The 1,645-nt window shown below is 50.7% G+C and carries 1 protein-coding gene; it reads left to right on the forward strand.

What is annotated here, in order from left to right; genetic code table 11:
* The first annotated feature begins 651 nt into the window (after positions 1-651).
* Positions 652-1,557, forward strand: coding sequence for a DUF1559 domain-containing protein (locus Q31b_RS27675; RefSeq protein ID WP_261343894.1), 906 nt, complete (start codon positions 652-654; stop codon positions 1,555-1,557).
* Positions 1,558-1,645: the final 88 nt, after the last annotated feature.

Below are 1,645 nucleotides of genomic sequence, written 5' to 3' on the forward strand. Positions count from 1 at the left end.
AAGCCTAACAGTCGCATTGCACCACCAATCGGAGAAGCGGAACCATTCCGTGCACCGGAGACGGCGAACTAGCGTTTTTTATAATGGACAACTTTTCCCGCCGTCCCGGTGACGGCCGCCGTTATCGGATTGATGCGCTGGCGTTCATGCTGCAATTGGTGCGATGTTGTTGCTCGGTCGATTGATGCGCTGATGTCCCGTCTGCAATGCTTACTCGTTCGATTGTTGATATGTCTCGCTTCGATCTGCTACAATGATCGCGATACCGAATCGGGGCGAATGTGTCACCGAAGGGGTCGAAGACTGGACCGACTCTGATCCAATGCCGCCGCTTAGTTCATCCTTGAAATTCTGCGTCGCCAACATCTCGTCGATCCCCATACTGTCCGATAACCAATCGATGAACCGCAGTCGGCCACGAGCGTTTACTCTGTGGTCAGCGTTAATCTAGCCGAAGCGGTTATCGCTACCGTTCGCCGACAAAAAATTTATTCGGTTGAACAAATACTAGCTCACTGCGCATCAATCCCTTGGCAGCGATCATTGCGCAAATTCCCTATCGAGTTCGTCATGCGAAAACGGGTGTCTGGATTTACGAAAATCGAACTAATCGCAGTCGTCTCAATACTGGGCATTCTTATAGCGATGACGATGCCAGCGTTGCAACGCGTCCGCGAATCGATGAGGCGGACAACGTGCACAAACAATCTGCGACAAGTTGGGCTTGCGATACAATCTTATGAATCGTCAATGCGACAACTGCCCTCGTTGTACAACGGTTCTTTCCGGGCTAACCCGCCCACTGTGGAAGAGGAGTTCCACTGCTACTCATGGCGAGTGTCCATTCTTCCGCAACTGGAACAGTCCGCAATGTTTGCCAAGATCGATCCATCACTTCCTGCGACCGAGGTCTCGAATGAATCCTGGATAAATAGCGAACTGGCGGTGTTTCAGTGTCCATCTACGTCAACACCCAACAGGTACGTTCCAGATATTCAATCGTTCAATAAAGTTGTACCTGCCAACTTCGTCATCGTTGGAACCGCAGCAAGATCTGACTACGAAATTATCGGGGGTGCCGGAATTAATGATTCCGTCGGAGAACGGCCTCCCTACTTGTCCCACATTGAATTCGGAGCTTGGGGTGAACCAACCTACAAAATCGAAGCGAACAAACTCATTCCTGTTTCATATCGCACAGCAAAATTTCGCGACATCTCCGACGGGCTATCCAACACAATGCTCGTTGCAGAGCGTTCTGCACGTCCTGATTGGTATAAAGACGGAAGGCTGTATGAATCTTGGCCGTACTCTGGCAACAGAGCGTTCGACAATCACCAGGCCGCCTGGGCGATTAGTACACACTTTGCTTGGCTGGCTCCGCACAATGGAAGAGTAAACCATGACAACATGTCCGGCATCTACAGCTTTCACGATTCGGGAGCAAATTGCCTGTTCGCGGATGGATCAGTTCAGTTTGTAGGCGAATCAGCTGACAGCGTAATTCTAAACGCTTGGTCAACGAGGTCAAACGGAGAAAGTGTTCAGCATGATTGACAGGCGAACCAGCGGATGCACGTGAGTCGCCGAATTAAGTTTATTGAAGTGGTTGATCGCTCGCGGCGACCACGTGATCCGTATCGTT

The sequence above is a fragment of the Novipirellula aureliae genome (assembly GCF_007860185.1).
In the GTDB taxonomy this organism is placed as follows: Bacteria; Planctomycetota; Planctomycetia; order Pirellulales; family Pirellulaceae; genus Novipirellula_A; species Novipirellula_A aureliae.